This window comes from Sinorhizobium numidicum (assembly GCF_029892045.1).
GTDB classification, from domain to species: Bacteria; Pseudomonadota; Alphaproteobacteria; order Rhizobiales; family Rhizobiaceae; genus Sinorhizobium; species Sinorhizobium numidicum.
Genome location: NZ_CP120368.1, coordinates 1030824 through 1048274 on the forward strand (window position 1 = coordinate 1030824; position 17451 = coordinate 1048274).

Consider the following 17451-nt stretch of genomic DNA (forward strand, 5'->3'; position numbering starts at 1 on the left):
CGAAATCCCCGCCTATTTCGCGCCACTCCGGCCACGATACGGCATGCGCATATAGGTGTCGCCGGCCTTAAGTTCGGCGAGCATCTGCGCCATGCGTCTTTCGCGGGTCTCTTCATGCTTCGCCCGCGAAATCCAGCCGAGATAATCGTTGCGTTGGTAGGCCGGACGCGCCGCATAGGCAGCCTCGAGGCCGCTGTCGCGCAATCGGCTGGCGATATCGTCCGGCATCGGGTGGATCGCGCGCTTGAGATTGCTGGTGCCGCCGGTCATGTATTCAGATCTCGATCGGACGCACGAGGACATCGGCGGACGAGCGCGTTGTCGGTCCATGATAGACCGCCTCGATATTGTTGCCGTCCGGATCGAAGAGAAATGCAGCATAGTAGCCGGGATGGTACTGGCGCTCGCCGGGCGCTCCGTTGTCCATGCCGCCATGGGCAAGTCCCGCCTTGTAAAATCGCTGCACGGCATCCTGGTCGGCGGCCTGGAAGGCGAGATGGACGCGGGTGCAATAGTCATCCGCCTGATCGACGTAGAACTCGTCGAATGCAAAGGCTGAATTGCTCTGGTAGCTCGGCTGGTGACCGAGCGCGCCAAGCACGGCCTGATAGAAGCGCTTGCTGACGTTGAGGTCGCCGACGCGAAGATGAATATGGTCGATGAGCCGTCCCTGATGGAACTCCATTTTTTCCTCCCTGCCGATTGCCTGGCCTACGGTTTCGATGCCGACACCCTTTTCGCATCGATCTCGCTGCCGAGCTCGACGTTTTGATTTCTTGTCATAAACGCAAATATCGGCAACAGGTTCTTCTCCGCCTTTCGGCTTGCCGGTGACAAGCGCCAGGGTGAGCCAAAAGGATCCACCAGGACGGCGGCATCCGGCAGCGATTTGGCAGCCGCATCTGGCTGAAACGTCTCGACGGAACTCCTCCCAAGCGGCGCCTGATGACCCGTGCCCCACGGTCGCGGTCAGGCTCGCTGCAGCCAACAACATGGCGGTCAAGGCCGGGCGAGGTGACATATTTATCTCCCCTGCGTGGTTTCGAAAGCTTGTGCGCGGGAAAGTTGCGCGCCGTCTTGGCCTGAAATGTGCCGCGTATCACAGTGATCTTGGATGCGGGCGAACTGCGCACACTTTCCCTGATCTTGCCCAGGGACCACGATCGCTGAAAGCATGATGAAAGTATTTTGCGTGGTTAGGGAAATTTTGGCACCGCATCGGTTGCCTCCCGCCAAGCCGGTGCCTATGTTCCCGCTCACAGATTTCCATGACGAAATCCCATGCCAAGAGGAGATGCCACAATGGCTTTCGAATTGCCGAACCTTCCCTATGATTACGATGCTCTCGCCCCCTACATGTCGCGCGAAACGCTCGAATACCACCACGACAAGCATCACCTTGCTTACGTGACGAACGGCAACAAGCTCGCCGAGGAAGCCGGTCTTTCCAATCTTTCGGTGGAGGAAGTCGTCAAGAAGTCCTATGGCACCAACCAGCCGCTGTTCAACAATGCCGGCCAGCACTACAACCACATCCACTTCTGGAAGTGGATGAAGAAAGGCGGCGGCGGCACCAGCCTGCCGGGCAAGCTCGACGCGGCCATCAAGTCCGATCTCGGCGGTTACGACAAGTTCCGTGGCGATTTCATCGCTGCCGGCACCGGCCAGTTCGGCTCCGGTTGGGCCTGGCTTTCGGTCAAGAATGGCAAGCTTGAAATCTCCAAGACGCCGAACGGCGAAAACCCGCTCGTCCACGGCGCCTCGCCGATCCTCGGCGTCGATGTCTGGGAGCATTCCTATTACATCGACTACCGCAACGCCCGTCCGAAATATCTCGAAGCTTTCGTCGACAACCTCATCAACTGGGACTACGTCCTCGAAATGTACGAAGCAGCCACCAAGTAAGCGGCTCGTCTATCGCGACAGAAAATCCGACCCGGCGCCTGCGCCGGGTCTTTTTTGTGGGACGGGGTGGCTGCGGGCGCGAGGCTGGTGATTGCACTTCACCCCGACCTCTCCCAAGGATGGGAGAGGGGGATAGGGGCCTCGCCGCGCGTGTCGTTTCCCCATCAAAATGGGGAGAAGGTGACCGGCAGGCCGATGAGGGGAATATTGCGCGCATAGCTAACTGTCCCGCGCGCCTCTATGAGTCGCCCGCCTCAAGCGGCTGCGCTGCATTCATTTTCCACCCGGCGATCCAGAGCTGCCTGAGCTTGTCGCCCTCGCCATGGAAAAATTCGCCGGCCGGCTCGCAGTGCTCCACCCGGTCGGCGCGAAAGTTGCGGATATCCTGCCGCAATTCGCACCAGGCAACCATCATCGCATGTTCCGAATAGTAGATCAGCGCCAGCGGCCGCACCGTGCGTTCCGTTGCCCGCCCGAGTTCGTCGCGGTAGTCGAGCGCCAGTTTCTGTTCGTCGCGGATCGCGCGGCGGACTAAGGCGAGGTCGATGGCCGGTGGCGCAACTGCGACCGAACCCCAGGCGTGCAGCGCTTGCGACTGGAAGGCCTGGCGAAGAGGCTGCGGCACGGCGCCGGTGATTTTCTGACTGACCCGTCGCGCCGCCGCTCTCAGTTCCTCGTCGGCGGTGCGTGCGAGGAAGGCAAGTGCCAGCACGATCGCCTCCGTCTCCTCGATCGAGAACATCAAGGGCGGCAGGTCGAAGCCGGGCCTCAGAATGTAGCCGATGCCGCGTTCACCCTCGATCGGCACCCGCATCGCCTGCAAGGCGGCAATATCACGGTAGATCGAGCGCGGCGTGACCTCCAACGCTTCGGCAATGTCTGCCGCGGTGACCGGTTTCCTGGCGAGCCTTAGAATCTGGATGATCTCGAATAGCCGCGATGCCTTGCGCACGGCAAAAAACCTCCACCGCCTCAAACCTCCTGACAAGACATTGTCAGTTGGGCAGCGGTATAGCACGAGCCAACGGATTGAAAAGTCTGCAATCCGGTTCGGTATCCCTATAGAAATTTGACAGGCAACTGACATGAGCTACGCTGAAAATCTCTGGCTTTTCTTCACTCTACTCTTCGGCATCATCGTTGTACCCGGCATGGATATGGTATTCGTGCTCGCCAACGCAGTGACCGGCGGGCGGTCCTCCGGCCTGTCGGCGACGGCCGGCATCATGGCGGGCGGTGTGCTGCACACGCTCTATGCCGCACTCGGCGTCAGCGTTATCCTTCATCTGGTGCCGCAGTTGTTCAACGTTCTGCTTGTCGCCGGTGCCGCCTACATCGCCTGGATCGGCTTTTCTCTTCTCCGCAGTTCCATCACCATCGGCAGCCTCGAGAGCGGCGCAAGACTGTCGCACTGGGCGAGCTTTCGACAAGGGGCGCTTACAAGCCTGATGAACCCCAAAGCCTATCTCTTCATGCTGGCCGTCTATCCGCAGTTCCTGCGGCCGCAATTCGGTCCGGTCTGGTCCCAGGCTGCCGTCATGGCCGTGATGATCGCCTTGACGCAGCTTGCCGTCTACGGCGGGCTCGCGCTTGCCGCAGGGCGCGGCCGGGATCTGCTCGTCGGCAGCCCGGGCGCCACGGTCGCGATCGGTCGCGCCGCCGGCCTTCTGCTTGTTGTTATCGCAGCTTTCACCGTATGGCAGGGGTGGATCGGCGCTAGGTAACGTGCGGCCCACTGCGATGCTGACATTATGCCGTAGGCGGAAAAAGCGTCGCAGCGCGAGGTAATCTGCCGTCGATTTATGCTGAAATGACAAGCACTTCAAGAAAATGTTACTTCCGTCGAAAGACCAAAATGCCATCATGCCGGCGCTTCAACGGACTGCCGCAGAAGCGGGTTCGAATAACCGGGAGACCATGATGAAGATACGAGCTTTTATGCTTGCTGCCGTCCTGGCAGGCGTTGGTGTTACTGCTGTCACTGCAGCGGACGAACCCCAAGCGGTCCGCCAGCAATTGATGAAGAAAGTCGGAGCCGCTGCCGGCGCCCTCAGTGGTATCGCCAAGGGCGAAAAGCCGTACGATGCCGACATCGTCAAGGCATCGCTGGCGACGATCAGCGAGACGGTGAAAATCTTCCCGAACCATTTCCCGGAGGGTTCGGAAACCGGCATGGAGACCGAAGCGAGTCCGAAGATTTGGGAGAACATGGGTGACTTCAAAGCGAAGGCCGCCAAGCTGGGCAGCGATGCCGAGAAGCTTCTTGCCGAGCTTCCCGCCGATCAGGCCGGCGTCGGCGCCGCCCTCGGCGTTCTCGGCAAGGATTGCGGTAGCTGTCACGAGACCTATCGTCTGAAAAAAGAGTGACAACCGCTTCTTCCGATCCCACCGTTAAGATGCGCCGGTCCGACCGGCGCATTCTTGTCTGCGTTTGAAGCCTGAAGGGGTGTCAATGGGCCGGCGAACAAGGAAGCTGATGTCTGGTCTGGTCCTGCTGGCGGTTGCGGGCGCCGGTGCCTTCTGGTGGCTGACGAAACCGGCGCCACGGGATGAGGCCTACTGGCAGGATATTGGCGAGCCGGATCTTGCCAACGGCGAGCAGGTCTTCTGGGCCGGGGGCTGCGCCAGTTGTCATGCCGCGCCGGGGGCGCAGGACGATGCCCGGCTCGTACTTTCGGGGGGACGGATCCTGAAAAGTCCCTTCGGCACCTTCCATGTCCCGAACATCTCGCCCGATGAGACCGCCGGCATCGGCAGTTGGACGCTTGCGGAGTTCGGCGACGCCGTGACGCGCGGCATCGGAAGAAGCGGAGAACATCTCTATCCGTCTTTCCCCTACGGCTCCTACGCACGGATGACCGTCAGGGACGTCAACGATCTCTGGGGATATTTGCAGACGTTGCCGAAAAGTGCCAATGCGGCGCCACCCCATGAATTGCCGTTTCCCTACAATATCCGCCTCGCTGTCGGCGTCTGGAAGCTGCTGTTCTTCGATGACGAGCCGCGCGTTGAGATAAATACCGCCGACGCCAAGCTCGCCCGCGGGCAATATCTCGTCGAAGGTCCCGGCCATTGCGGCGAATGCCATACGCCCCGCAATGCGCTCGGTGGATTCGAGGCAGGCAAGTGGCTGGCGGGCGCGCCGAATCCGGAAGGCAAGGGTCGCATCCCCGATATCACGCCGGGCTCGAAAAGCATCGGCAGTTGGAGCGCGTCCGACATCGCCTCCTACCTGGAAACAGGATTCACGCCGGAATTCGATACGGTCGGTGGCTTGATGGTCGAGGTGCAGAAAAACATGGCAAGGCTTCCGCCGTCCGACCGTGAAGCGATCGCTGCCTATCTGAAAGCGCTGCCAGCGCAATAGGTGCTCAGGTGAGCAGATGCTCCTTGCCGAAGCGCGCAAGATAGCCGTCCAGTTCCTCCGAACCGAGGCCGAGTGCATGGAAAATCTCGGCCGTGAAGCTGACCGGTGCGGTGCCCGCAGCCGTCACCAATCGACCGCTGCGAAGCGCTTGCGGCTGATCGCAGTAGTGCGCTTGCCCGCGATAGCCGGGGACCCTCGAAAGGCTCTCGGCCGCGTTGCCGGTATGGTCCGCCGCGTCGAGAATGCCGCTGGCGGCGAGCGCAAGTGTTGCGCCGCAAATCGCTGCCACCACGCGATCCTCCCCGTGAAAGGCACGGATGGTGGCCGTGAGATCGGGCGCTGCGGCGGTTTCCCAGATCGGCCCGCCGCAAAGCACAAGACCATCGAACTCCGCCGGTGTAAGCGTTTTCGTCGGCAGATGCGGTGTGATGCAAAGTCCGCCCATCGATGTCACAACCGTGCCTTCAGGTGCGGCAATAAGCATGTCGAGGCCGAACTCGGTGCGCGCCGTGGCCATCAACAGCGCACATTCCCAGTCGGCAAACCCTTCTGTCAAAACGATCGCCAGACGCATCCGGTCCTCCCGCTCAGCCGAGCTTCTGCAAATAACGCATGCCGGTCACCGGACGCGGCACGAAACGTTCGGACTCGTAGAAGTGATGCGCCTGGAAATTGCCGGTAGCGGCGCTGACCGAAAGATACTCGCAGCCGGCTATCTTCGCCTGCTCGCGGGCTTTGGCGACGAGGTGGCGGCCGATGCCGGTGCCGCGATGACCGGGGCGCACGAAGAGGTGATGCAGTTCCATGCCGCGCATGCCTTCGGCCGCCCGGTATTGGGGGACGAGTATCGCGTAGCCGATCAATTGATTGCCGGCTTCCGCAACGAGCGCGGTTATCCAGGGCGTACGGCCGAAAAGGTCCCTCTCAAGCCGTTCCGGCGTTATCGGAGCGGCATCGCCGTGGTGGGCGGCAAGCTCTGCTATCATCTCTCGCAGTTCGGGGAGATCGCGGAGCTTGGCGCAGCGAATCGTCACCATGGACGCTCGCGTGGATGGCATGGGATGAAGGTTAGCGGTGGCAGTCTGCAGCATTCTCGGCTCCTACGGTTCTACCGCCATCAGGTGCCGTGAAAAACAAAAGCCGCCTGATGGCGGCCTTGTTGATATGATCAGCAGGCCGCTCCTATCGGAACAGCCAAAAATACGCGCGGCAAATGGGTGCGTTCTTGATCATGCGCGTAGATTGTTCATTTCCAGGAATTTGTCAACGGGATTTCGCTCGACCCTTACAGCGCCGTGGTCTTTCAGACACACAAAGGTCGCTGTAACACTTTGAACTGCTGCATGGTTTATCATTAAATCGATTTCGATTTAAGGAACGCTGCAGTGCTGAGTCGATCAGTGCTCGCTATCGCACATAGAGTGATCGGCGAGTGCCCGAATGACATAGCAATCGCCGATCGTGTGATCGCCATGGCAGGCGACGATACGCTCAAGCTCATGCTCTAGTTTTCTCAGTCGGGAGATCCTTTCCCGCACGGAAGCGAGATGTTCCGTTGCTATTCGGTCTGCCTCCCCGCAGGGTCGTTCCGGATGCTGGCTGAGTGCCAGGAGCTCGCGGATCGCATCGATCGAAAGTCCCAAATCACGCGCGTGGCGAATGAAGGCGAGGCGTTCGAGCTCCCGCTTTTCATAGCGCCGCTGATTGCCTTCCGAGCGTTCGGGCGCCGCAAGCAGTCCCATTTGCTCGTAGTAGCGAATTGTCGGGATTTTCACACCCGTGCGTCGGGAAAGGTCGCCGATCGAATACATTTGAGCTCCTAGACTAGCTCTAGCTTCTAGAGCTTTAGATAAGGCGCCGGTTTCTATCCATCAATACGCTGCAACACCTTGAAGGAGTTCATGCTCCTCGGATCTACGCCGAGCCGAGGGAGCATGTCGTGGGTCAAGGCAACGTGTAGGCGATGACGTAGTCGCCCGGCTTTGTGCCGACCGAACCGTGCCCGCCGGCTACGATCAGCACGTATTGTTTGTCGCCGACCGTATAGGTCATCGGCGTCGACTGGCCGCCTGCCGGCAGCCGCGCCTCCCAGAGCTGCCGGCCCGTGGTGAGGTCATAAGCCCTGAAAAAATTGTCGACGGAAGCGCCCAGAAAGGCGACGCCGCCCTTGGTGACGATCGGGCCGCCGATGCCCGGCACGCCGAGCTTGAACGGCAGCGGAAGCGGTGTCATGTCGTAGACCGTGCCGTTCCTGTGCTTGTAGGCGATCTTGCCGGTCCTGAGATCGGCGCCCGCGACATAGCCCCATGGCGGCGCCTGGCAGGGGATCTGCAAGGGCCCGAGGAACGGGCCCATATAGACGCCGAAAGGCGCCCCTTCGTTGCGGTTCAGCCCTTGCTCGCTCCCTTTTTCGCCTTCGCCCTTGGGCGGGATCTGGTCGCGCGGGACAAGCCGCGAGGTGAAGGCGAGATAGGTCGGCATCCCAAACATGACCTGGCGTTCCGGATCGACCGCGACCGAGCCCCAGTTGAAGGTGCCGAAATTACCGGGATAGACGAGCGTGCCTTCCACCGACGGCGGTGTGAAGCGGCCCTCATATTTCAATGAATGGAATTCGATGCGGCAGGCGAGCTGGTCGAACATGGTGATGCCCCACATGTCCCGCTCGCTGAGCGGCGCGGGCGTGAAGGTGAGGCCCGAGACAGGCTGCGTCGGTGCGGTGAAATCCTCGGGGATAGCACCGCCGGGAGCGGGGACCTCCTCGACCGGAATGATCGGTTCTCCGCTCCGGCGGTCAAGAACATAAATATCCCCTTGCTTGGTCGGTCCGACCAAGGCTGGCACGACGGTTCCATCCTCTTTCGTGATGTCGAGGAGAGTTGGCTGCGCCGGAACATCCATATCCCAAAGGTCATGGTGCACCGTCTGGCGCACCCAGCGCACCGCACCCGTATTGATGTCGAGCGCGACGATCGAAGAGGAATATTTCTCCACATGCTCACTGCGTCCCATGCCGAGCTGGTCCGGGACCTGATTGCCGAGCGGCACGTAGATCAGCCCCAAGCCCTCGTCGACCGATGAGACGGACCAACTGTTCGGCGAATTCGTGGTGTAGAATTGGCCAGGCGGCAAGGGCGCTGTCTGGTTGGGATTGCCGCTGTCCCAGTTCCAGATCAGCGCACCGCTGTTGATGTCGAAGGCGCGGATGACGCCGGACTGTTCCTGCGTCGAGTAATTGTCGTTGACCGCGCCCCCGACAATGATCTTGCCGGCAACAGCAACCGGCGGCGATGTCGAATAGTAGTAGCCGGCCGGGTTGTATCTCATTCCCTGTTCGAGATGCAGGACGCCGTTGTCGGCAAAGCTGGTGCAGACCTCGCCGGTCGCGGCATCGAGCGCGATCAGGCGCGCATCCGATGTCGGCAGATAGACGCGCTCGGCGCAGGCGCTGCCGGGCGCGGCCGCCGGATCAGTCCAGTAGGTAACGCCGCGGCAGGTCTGGTGCTGGCGGTCCGGATTCATACCGGAGTTGGAATCGTACTTCCATTTCTCCTTGCCCGTCGCGGCGTCCAGCGCGATTGCCCAGTTGTGGGGCGTGCACATGTAGAGTGTGTCCTTCACCTTCAGAGGCGTCACCTGATAGGTTGTTTCGCCGACATCGTCAGGCAGCTTCACGTCGCCGGTCTGGTATTGCCAGGCGACCTTGAGGCTCGCGACATTTTCCGTATGGATCTCGGTGAGCGGCGAGTAGCGCTGGCCAAAAGGCGTCCTGCCGTATTGATGCCATTCGCCGGGCGGTACGTTGCCGCCGAGATTGGGATTGGCGGTGATGATGTCACTCGGCAGATCTCCGCGAATACCGTGGAGATCTTGTGTCATCGAGAACGCGGCGACGCAGATCGAGACCAGGCTCGCCAGCGCCAGCGGCCAGGCACTGGCGAGATAGCGCTCGCCGGACGGGCTGACGAAGCCGAGCGGCCGCCGGATCCAGGGGGCGAGCAGCCAGAGACCAAGCAGGATGATGACGCCGCCCCGCGGGCCGAGCTGCCACCAGTCGAAGCCGACCTCCCAGACGGCCCAGGCAAGCGAGCCGAGGACGAGCAGTGAATAGACCCAAAGTGCCGCGGCGCGCCGACGGAAAAGCAGGTACGCGGTGAGCAGAAAGCCCAAGCCGGCGATGAGATAGTACGGACTACCTCCGAGCATCACGAGCTGCGCACCTCCTGCGCCGATCGCAAGGCCGATCAGAGCAAAAAGAATGGCCGTCAGGACAATGACCATGAGGGCAAAACTCCCGAGTTGAAGAGGTGCGGAGAAGCACCCATGAATCCTGCGGGCGGGCCCGGCCGGGCCCGGAAGAGGCGAAGCAGTTCCGGTCGACCATCGCGATCGGATCGCAACGTCCGCTGCTAAGCGGTTTCAACCGGTAGTGCCGTTCGGAAAGTTAACGCAATGAGCGTGCCTTTCAATGGCCACTTCAACCGCAACGACAGTCTGCAATTCGCAGTGATGGGGTCTTTAACCGGGCCTGAACACCTAGGTCCCGCAGAAGGTCTGCAGCACCTCTTCGCCGGGTTGCGGCGGCTCCGCATAAGCTGCGTGCTCCGGCTGGTCCTCATAGGGTCTGGAGGTCACGTCGAGAAGTGCCTCGAAGAGTGAGAAATCCGCATCACGGATCGCCGCGTCAATCGCCTGTTCGACCCGGTGGTTGCGCGGAATGAACGCCGGATTGACGGCCCGCATCGCCGATCTGCGCGCGCCCGCTTCCATCGGCTCGCGCGCAAGCCGCCGACGCCAGTCATTGAGCCACGATGAAGGCGCGGTCCGGTTGTCGAACAGATCGGTAAGGGCCGTGTCCGCGTGCTCGTCTTCCGCCGACGCTGCAAGCTGCCGGAAAGTAAGAGTGAAATCGGCGTTGCCGTTATGCATCAGCGTCAACAGCGACTGGATGAGTTCGAGATCCCCATCCTCCGCCGTCGAAAGGCCGATCTTGCGGCGCATGCCGTCGAGCCAATGGCTCTGGAAGATTGTGCCGTATTCACTCAGCGTATCGTTGGCGAAATTGACCGCTGTGTCTGCGACCGGATCGAACAGCGGTACCAGCGTTTCGGCGAGACGCGCGAGGTTCCACTGGCCAATGGCCGGCTGGTTGGCGTAGGCGTAGCGACCGAACTGATCGATCGAGCTGAACACCTTCTTCGGATCAAAGGTATCCATGAACGCGCAGGGACCGAAGTCGATCGTCTCGCCGGAAACCGTCATGTTATCGGTATTCATCACGCCATGGATGAAGCCGATATGGAGCCAGCGGGCAATCAATGCCGCTTGCCGCGCCGCGACTGCCTTGAAGAGCGAAAGATACGGTCTCTCGTCTTCTTTCAACTCCGGGTAGTGGCGACCGATTACATAATCGGCGAGCGTCCTGACGGATTCCGTATCGCCGCGAGCGGCAAAGAATTGAAAGGTGCCGACGCGGACATGGCTGGCCGCAACACGGGTGAAGACGGCGCCAGGCAGGATCTGTTCACGATAAACGGGCTGGCCGGTGACAGTAGCGGCCAGCGCACGGGTCGTCGGTACACCGAATGCGTGCATGGCTTCGCTGACGATATATTCCCGTAGCACCGGCCCAAGCGCCGCTCGCCCGTCGCCGCGGCGGGAATAGGGCGTTTGGCCGGATCCCTTGAGCTGGATGTCGCGCCGCCGGCCATTGCGGTCGATCACCTCGCCAAGGAGAATCGCACGCCCGTCGCCGAGTTGGGGAACGAAGGTGCCGAACTGATGGCCGGCATAGGCCATGGCGAGCGGTTCCGCTCCAGTTGGAACCTTATTGCCGGAAAAGATTGCCGCCCCATCGCGCTCGAGTGCTTCGATATCGAGGCCCAATTCTTCGGCGAGTGGCCGGTTGAGCTTGACCAACCAGGGTTCTGCCACTGGCGTCGGTTCGAGGCGCGCGTAGAAGGTTGCAGGCAGCCGCGCGTAGCTGTTGTCGAAGCGGAAGGGGGCTGTCTCCGAGGGCGATTGCGGCGGCACGTAATTCATCATGATCCATCGGCACGGGCAAACAAAGCCGGCCGCCCTTTCATGACAAGTCTACACGACCGATCCCCTTTTCGCGAGGGTTGAAACCGATTGGACCCCTCCCGCCCTTATCGCGGGAGGGAAGGAAACGAAGCTTCCTGTCAGGCGCTGAGCATGGACGGCGGCAGGCAGGCTTCGCATATGGCCGCGATATGGCGGTGGTCGGTGCCGCAGCAGCCGCCCAAGATGCGAAGATGCGGCATGCGCCTGGCCAGCGCGCGGTAGCGCTGCGCGAGATCGAACGTGTCGCCCATATCCAACGTCTCGCTTTCATCGAGCTCGGCATGACTTTTCGTCGACGCGTTGGCGCGTATGCCGCCGATGCGCTGCACCCATGCGCGGCCATGGTCGAAGCTGGATTCGAAATGGTTCGGATGCGCGCAGTTGACCATGTAGTAGTGCGGATAGCCGTCCGTCTCCGCATCCACCGTTTCGATCGCCTCCTGCAACGAACGGCCCGTAACGAGCCGGCCGTCGGTCTCAACGGTAAACGATATGGCGCAGGGCATCCGATGGTTGCTGGCCGCGCGGGCAATGCCGATCGCCTCGTCGATATTGGTCAGCGTGTAGGCTGCCACCATGTCGGCCTCGCTCGCGGCAAATGCGGCAATCTGTGCGCTATGATAATCCTCCGCTTCATCGGCCTTCATCCTGCCGGCCTTGTAGCCATCGCCCCTCGGTCCGATTGCCCCGCTGAGAACGATCGGCGCCTGCGGACGCTCGTATTCGGCGCGCAGTTCCGTGAGCAGATACACGGCATCCCGATTGACCCGCGTCAGCGCGTCGGCGTCGTAGCCGAGCTTCTCGCCCCAATCGGCGTTGGCGCGCCATGTGGCCGTGTCGAGCACGAAGCCGGTGTCATGACGTCGGGCGATGTCGAGATAGCGCGTGTAGTAGCGCAAGAGCTGCCGGCGCCCTTCCGCCGACGACAGAAGGACGAAGGATGCGAAATGCGGCAGTTCAACTCCCTCGTGAAAGATCAGCGTCGTCTCCATGCCGCCGTCGCTGAGGAATGTGCCTCCTCGTAAGAGCGGCAGCTCGTGTCTGTACTTTGCCAACTCCTGTTCCACTTTTTCCCTCCTGTGCTTCCCACACGTTCCGGTGCGAGGTCGGATGGCATTTCTGCCTCTTTATCATCTGCTAAACTAGCGGACTTGCGGTATACTATGGCCGAAATATCCGCATATCGCTGTAACATCAGGAACTTGCCGTAGGATTTCAGTCGCGGCGGGGGATGCTCCCGCCGTTTCCCGAATGGAAAACCGTACCGACGGTACAGGAGCGGCCATGCGAAAGGGTGAGGAAACGCGCACGAAGATCCTCGATGCCGCCGAGACCGCCGTGCTGGCAAAGGGTTTCGGCGCGACCTCGATCGACGAGCTGATCGTCGAAATCGGTATTACCAAGAGCGGTTTCTTCTATCATTTCCGTGACAAGAACGAACTCGCCAAAGCGCTTCTCGAGCGCTACATCGAGAACGACGAACGCATTTACGACGAAATCTTCGGCCGCGCCCGTCAGCTCGCTGACGATCCGTTGCAGGCTTTTCTGCTTGGCCTCAAGCTATTGTCGGAACTGCTCTCGGACCTGCCGAACGGACATCCCGGCTGTCTGGTCGCGACCATGTGCACCCAGGAGCGGGCGTTCGATCGTGAGATCCGGGAAATCAATCGACAGGCGGCGCTGATGTGGCGCCGGCGTTTCAGCGCGATGTTCCGGGACATCATGCAAATCTACAGGCCTCGGGAGCCGCTCGACGCCGATCAACTCGCGGACATGGTTTCGACTGTTCTCGAGGGCGGCATAGTGCTTTCGAAGGCGCTGAAGGAGCCGAAAAGTCTGCCAGAGCAGCTGCTTGTCTTTCGCAGCTTCGTGCGCCTGCTGTTCCAACCGGCGATGCAGGCGTGACGTTCCACTGGATCCGCCTCCGAATAAGCACGCGGCGCCGTGGGAACCTACGCGGTCCCGTCCTCCAGTGCCGCGGCCATTTCCGCCAATTTTCGCACTGTATTGAGATTGCGCGCCGTGCCAGGTTTCAGCGCCGGCAGCTTGAGCTTGGATCGTCCGGATCCGTTGGGAAATTGAATGTAGATCTCTCGCCCATCGATCTGCACCTGTTCCCCATCTGGAGCGACCAGTTTGTCGAGCGCGTCGGCCGGAGGGGGCTGCGGCAGAAAGGTGATCAGCAGGAAGTTCGGCTTGGCGTCGGGAAACGGCGCGTTTGCCGCAATCGCCTCGAGCTCGCGACGACTGCGAAGGACGACACCGGGGGCTTTCCCCATCTTTGCCGCCAACGCGTCCTCGAGCCTCTTCTGCACCTCGGCTTCGGCAAGTTCGGAGCGGAAGATCACGTTGCCGCTCTGGATATAGGTCCGCACGTCGGTGAAGCCGAGACCTTCGCAGATGGCCCCCAGCTCCGCCATGGGAAGCGTGCCGGTGCCGCCGACATTGACCGCCCGGAGCAACGCGACATAAACCGGCACGTCCATTCCTCCTACATCTTGCCCGCGACCTTGATGGCGAAGGCGTATTCGAAAGCGATCTCCTCCAGTCTCTGGAAACGTCCGGAGGCGCCGCCGTGACCGGCATCCATGTTGGTCTTCAACAGGATGGGATCGCCCGCTGTGGTTCTATCGCGCAGCTTCGCTACCCATTTTGCGGGTTCCCAATAGGTCACGCGCGGGTCGGTCAGGCCTCCGAGCGCCAGGATGGCGGGGTAGGGCTTCGCCTCGACGTTGTCATAGGGAGAGTAGCTGGCGATGATGTTGTAGAATTCCATGCTTTCGATCGGGTTGCCCCATTCGGGCCATTCCGGCGGCGTCAGAGGCAACGTATCGTCGAGCATGGTGTTTAAAACGTCGACGAAGGGCACGGCGGCGATGATGCCCTTGAACTTCTCGGGCGCCATATTGGCAATCGCGCCCATGAGCATGCCGCCTGCTGAGCCTCCCTCGGCGATGATGTTCGCGTGCGATGTGAACTTCTCCTGACTCAGATAATCAGCGGCGGCGATGAAGTCTTTGAAGGTATTGATCTTCTTCGCCATCTTGCCGTCTTCGTACCACTGGAAGCCCTTGTCCTTGCCGCCGCGGACGTGAGCGACGGCGTAGACGAAACCGCGGTCGACCAGCGATAGGCAGTTGGTGTTGAAGCCCGCTGGAATGGTGATGCCGTAGGCGCCGTAGCCGTAGAGCAGGCAGGGCGCGGAACCGTCGAGCGGCGTATCCTTCCGGTATAGAAGCGTAACCGGCACTTCGGCGCCATCCGGTGCCGGAGCGAAGACCCGGCGGGCCACGTAGTCGGCGGCATTGTGGCCGGATGGCACTTCCTGAGTCTTGAGCAGCCTGCGCTCGCGCGTCTGCATGTTGTAGTCAAAAAGCTGCGAAGGCGTGGTCATCGAGGAATAGGAGAAGCGGATGACGTCGGTGTCGTACTCGGCCGCTCCGGAGAGACCCAGAGAATAGGCTTCCTCCGCAAAGGCGATCGCGTGCTCCTCGCCGGTGCGGCGGTCGCGGACGACGATTTCCGGCAGGCCCTCTCGCCGCTGCAGCCAGACGAGGTGGCGGGCGTAGGCCATGTGGTTGAGGATCAGCGTGCCCGGCCTGTGCGGCACGACCTCGCGCCAGTTTTCCTTCCGCGGCGCTTCCACCGGCGCTTCCATGATCTTGAAATCCTTGGCGCCGTCGGCATTGGTAAGAATGTAGAAAACGTCACCGCCTTCGGTCATCGAATATTCGAGGCCGGTCACACGCCTCGCCACGAGCCGCGGCTCAGCGGTCAGGTCCTTGGTCGAGAGCAGCCGGTATTCGCTGGTCTCATGGTCGTGGATATCGATGTAGATGAAGTCGTCGAGCAGCGAGCCGCCGACCGACATGAAGAAACCAGGGTCCTCTTCTTCATAGACAAGCCGGTCATCCGCCTGGGGCGTTCCGATGACGTGATGAAAGATTTTGGACGGCCGATGGTTTTCGTCGAGCACGGTGTAGAAGAAGCTCTTGCCGTCCGGGTCCCATGCACCGCCGCCGCCGGTATTTTCGATCACGTCGGTGAGGTCCTCGCCGCTCGCAAGGTCGCGGACCTTCAAGGTGAAATACTCGGAGCCCTTGTCGTCATATCCCCAGAGTCCCCGAGAATGATCGCTGGAGTGGTCGAGACCGGCGAGCCGGAAATAGGATTTGCCCTCGGCCTCCTTGTCGCCGTCGAGAAGCACCTGGCGGATCGCCTCATCGCTTGCCGCTGCCTCTCGGGGGACACGGAAGTAACGGGGATGTTCGCCGCCGGTCACATAGAATGTGCCGTAGGCGAAGGCGCCATCCTTCATCGGGACGGACGAATCGTCCTCCTTGATGCGGCCGCGCATTTCGGCAAAGAGCGTCTTCTGCAGGTCCTTGGTGTCCGCCATCGCGGCGTTCATGTAGTCATTTTCCGCTTCGAGATGCCGGCGGATCTCCGGGTCGAGAATCGAGGGATCCTTGAACATCGCCTGCCAGTTGTCCGCTCGCATCCACGCGTAGTTGTCGGTCCGGCTTATGCCGTGGCGGGTATCCGTTATCGGCTTTTTTGGAGCTACGGGTGCGATTGGCAGGTTCTTGAAAACGGACAAGGAATATCTCCGGGGTCGGTTCGGTGGGAGACAATGAGATAGAGAGCGGCGCCGTGGCTATCAAGCGGAAAGCGCCATTACGGGCGGTGAAGGACCGAGTGCGGCGGCATCTCCGAGAGCTTACCACCGCCCTTTCAGCGACTTAACAGCGTGCTCGATGAACGCGCGGATCTTCGGCGTCTCCGCGTGGCGGTCTAGAAAACATGCGTAGAAATCGAGCGGCTCATGGTCGACGCTGGCGATCCCTCTCGTCGTGTCGCCACTAAAAAGCGGCACGAGCAAGCCCTGTTCGATCAGAGGGTTGGCGATGAATGCGCCGAGCCGGGCGACGCCCGCACCGGCAATCGCCATCTGTGCCAGCGTGTCGATGTCGTTGCTGATGATCGTCGAGCGCAACTCAGGTTCGAAGCGCGCGCCGTCACGCACGAAACCCCAGCGAAACAGCCGGCCGTGCACGGCAAAACGATAGGTCAGACAGTCATGATGCTGCAGCTCCTCCGGCGTTTCCGGCCGGCCGCGCCGCGCGATATAAGACGGCGCGGCGCAGATCATCATCGGCACCGAGGCGAGCTTGCGTGCTATCAGGCCGGGCTCGAGCTGCTGGCCGAAACGTATGCTGATGTCTATCCCTTCGCCTATATGGTCGGTGCTTCGATCCGTGATTACCAGCTCTATCGAGACGTCCGGGTGTCTCGCGGCAAAGGGCGGTACCAGCGGCGCGATAACATGGCGCCCGAAGGTGACGGATGAGGCGATTTTCAACGAACCTCTAGGTTCGTCGTTGAGCATCGAAACGGCAGCCGCGGCCTGCTCTAGGTCGTGGATCACGCCGCGCACACGATCGTAATAGATCCTCCCGCTTTCGGTCAGCCCCAGTTGCCGGGTGGTGCGGCTGAGAAGCCGCGTGCCGAGTGTGCGTTCGAGCCGCGCGATGTTCTGGCTTGCGGCGGCCGGCGTGATGCCGAGCTTGCGCGCGGCTGCAGCAATGCTGCCTTCCTCGACGCTCCGGACGAAACTCTCAACGCCGCGCAAGGTGTCCATAACTTATTCCATCGAATAAAGATCCATATTCGATAGTTTTGCCTAACTCTGAACAAGGCTGCAATGGACTACCGGCGCTCGGCCGCATTTCGTAGTGAGGAGCCACACGAAATGTTTCTTCGCCTTTCTCGGGAGATTTTCCATGTCGGAAGACACCATGCCGCTTCCCGCCGTGAATAGTCGTAAATTGCCGCCGCAGGCCGTGCCGGTCGTCTTTGCCTTTTTCATGTCCGCGATCATGGCCTTTCTCATGTGTTGTGTGATCGTCGCTTCCAACAGCGGTGTCGATGCGGGTTATCCGGCCCGTGTCGTCAGTGCCTACGCCTTGGCAATGCCGGTCGCCTTCGTCTGTGTGTTGCTCGTTCGTCCGCTCGTCCTGCGACTTGTCGCCATGGTCTGCCGGATGCACGCCTGATATCGCGATGCTACCAACGGGCAACTTCCGTGCTGCGAG

At 61.1% G+C, this 17451-nt stretch carries 18 protein-coding genes; 6 read left to right on the top strand and 12 right to left on the bottom strand.

All coding sequences use genetic code 11. The features are described 5' to 3' along the window. Positions 1-12: 12 nt before the first annotated feature. Positions 13-270, bottom strand: a complete 258-nt coding sequence (locus PYH37_RS16010; protein ID WP_280735900.1) for a YdeI/OmpD-associated family protein — start codon at positions 268-270, stop codon at positions 13-15. A gap of 4 nt (positions 271-274) precedes the next feature. After that, a complete protein-coding gene (locus PYH37_RS16015) occupies positions 275-685 on the bottom strand; it encodes a VOC family protein (RefSeq protein WP_280735901.1) in 411 nt (136 codons plus the stop codon). A 617-nt stretch (positions 686-1302) separates the two neighbouring features. Between PYH37_RS16015 and PYH37_RS16020 the strand changes: the two genes are divergently transcribed. Further along, positions 1303-1905: a superoxide dismutase gene (locus PYH37_RS16020; protein WP_280735902.1), complete on the top strand. Its 603-nt coding sequence runs from the start codon at positions 1303-1305 to the stop codon at positions 1903-1905. Positions 1906-2143: 238 nt separating this feature from the next. Here the strand turns inward: PYH37_RS16020 and PYH37_RS16025 are convergent, their stop codons facing one another. Beyond that, positions 2144-2857 (bottom strand): helix-turn-helix transcriptional regulator, encoded by a 714-nt coding sequence (locus PYH37_RS16025; protein WP_280735903.1) that lies wholly within the window; start codon positions 2855-2857, stop codon positions 2144-2146. 133 nt (positions 2858-2990) lie between these two features. Between PYH37_RS16025 and PYH37_RS16030 the strand changes: the two genes are divergently transcribed. From PYH37_RS16030 to PYH37_RS16040, 3 genes are all read left to right on the top strand, one after another. Beyond that, entirely contained in the window at positions 2991-3629 is a 639-nt protein-coding gene (locus PYH37_RS16030) for a LysE family translocator (RefSeq protein WP_280735904.1), read from the top strand. 196 nt (positions 3630-3825) lie between these two features. Continuing rightward, positions 3826-4272, top strand: coding sequence for a c-type cytochrome (locus PYH37_RS16035; protein ID WP_280736063.1), 447 nt, complete (start codon positions 3826-3828; stop codon positions 4270-4272). 85 nt (positions 4273-4357) lie between these two features. Beyond that, positions 4358-5272, top strand: coding sequence for a c-type cytochrome (locus PYH37_RS16040; protein WP_280735905.1), 915 nt, complete (start codon positions 4358-4360; stop codon positions 5270-5272). Positions 5273-5276: 4 nt separating this feature from the next. On the opposite strand, the gene PYH37_RS16045 is transcribed toward PYH37_RS16040, so the two are convergent. From PYH37_RS16045 to PYH37_RS16070, 6 genes are all read right to left on the bottom strand, one after another. After that, positions 5277-5846 (bottom strand): DJ-1/PfpI family protein, encoded by a 570-nt coding sequence (locus tag PYH37_RS16045; protein WP_280735906.1) that lies wholly within the window; start codon positions 5844-5846, stop codon positions 5277-5279. Positions 5847-5859: 13 nt separating this feature from the next. Next, the gene (locus PYH37_RS16050; protein WP_280735907.1) at positions 5860-6363 is read right to left on the bottom strand and encodes a GNAT family N-acetyltransferase; all 504 of its coding nucleotides are present in this window, start codon (positions 6361-6363) and stop codon (positions 5860-5862) included. Between the two features lie 306 nt (positions 6364-6669). After that, the gene (locus PYH37_RS16055; protein ID WP_280735908.1) at positions 6670-7083 is read right to left on the bottom strand and encodes a MerR family transcriptional regulator; all 414 of its coding nucleotides are present in this window, start codon (positions 7081-7083) and stop codon (positions 6670-6672) included. A gap of 133 nt (positions 7084-7216) precedes the next feature. Beyond that, positions 7217-9553 (bottom strand): glucose/quinate/shikimate family membrane-bound PQQ-dependent dehydrogenase, encoded by a 2337-nt coding sequence (locus tag PYH37_RS16060; RefSeq protein WP_280735909.1) that lies wholly within the window; start codon positions 9551-9553, stop codon positions 7217-7219. A gap of 255 nt (positions 9554-9808) precedes the next feature. Then, the gene (locus PYH37_RS16065) at positions 9809-11314 is read right to left on the bottom strand and encodes a protein adenylyltransferase SelO (protein ID WP_280736064.1); all 1506 of its coding nucleotides are present in this window, start codon (positions 11312-11314) and stop codon (positions 9809-9811) included. 140 nt (positions 11315-11454) lie between these two features. Beyond that, complete coding sequence (locus tag PYH37_RS16070; RefSeq protein WP_280736065.1) at positions 11455-12411, bottom strand: homocysteine S-methyltransferase family protein; 957 nt, start codon at positions 12409-12411, stop codon at positions 11455-11457. Between the two features lie 229 nt (positions 12412-12640). On the opposite strand from PYH37_RS16070, the gene PYH37_RS16075 reads away from it, so the two are divergent. Beyond that, positions 12641-13261: a TetR/AcrR family transcriptional regulator gene (locus PYH37_RS16075; RefSeq protein ID WP_280735910.1), complete on the top strand. Its 621-nt coding sequence runs from the start codon at positions 12641-12643 to the stop codon at positions 13259-13261. Between the two features lie 47 nt (positions 13262-13308). On the opposite strand, the gene PYH37_RS16080 is transcribed toward PYH37_RS16075, so the two are convergent. From PYH37_RS16080 to PYH37_RS16090, 3 genes are all read right to left on the bottom strand, one after another. After that, positions 13309-13836 (bottom strand): DUF1697 domain-containing protein, encoded by a 528-nt coding sequence (locus tag PYH37_RS16080; protein WP_280735911.1) that lies wholly within the window; start codon positions 13834-13836, stop codon positions 13309-13311. A gap of 11 nt (positions 13837-13847) precedes the next feature. Continuing rightward, positions 13848-15956 carry a S9 family peptidase gene (locus PYH37_RS16085; RefSeq protein WP_280735912.1) on the bottom strand — a complete coding sequence of 703 codons (2109 nt, stop codon included), beginning with the start codon at positions 15954-15956 and terminating at the stop codon, positions 13848-13850. A gap of 120 nt (positions 15957-16076) precedes the next feature. Beyond that, positions 16077-16997 (bottom strand): LysR family transcriptional regulator, encoded by a 921-nt coding sequence (locus tag PYH37_RS16090; RefSeq protein WP_280735913.1) that lies wholly within the window; start codon positions 16995-16997, stop codon positions 16077-16079. A gap of 142 nt (positions 16998-17139) precedes the next feature. Here PYH37_RS16090 and PYH37_RS16095 point away from each other — a divergent pair, with 142 nt between their 5' ends. Continuing rightward, the gene (locus PYH37_RS16095) at positions 17140-17412 is read left to right on the top strand and encodes a DUF2798 domain-containing protein (RefSeq protein ID WP_280735914.1); all 273 of its coding nucleotides are present in this window, start codon (positions 17140-17142) and stop codon (positions 17410-17412) included. The last annotated feature ends 39 nt before the right edge of the window (positions 17413-17451 follow it).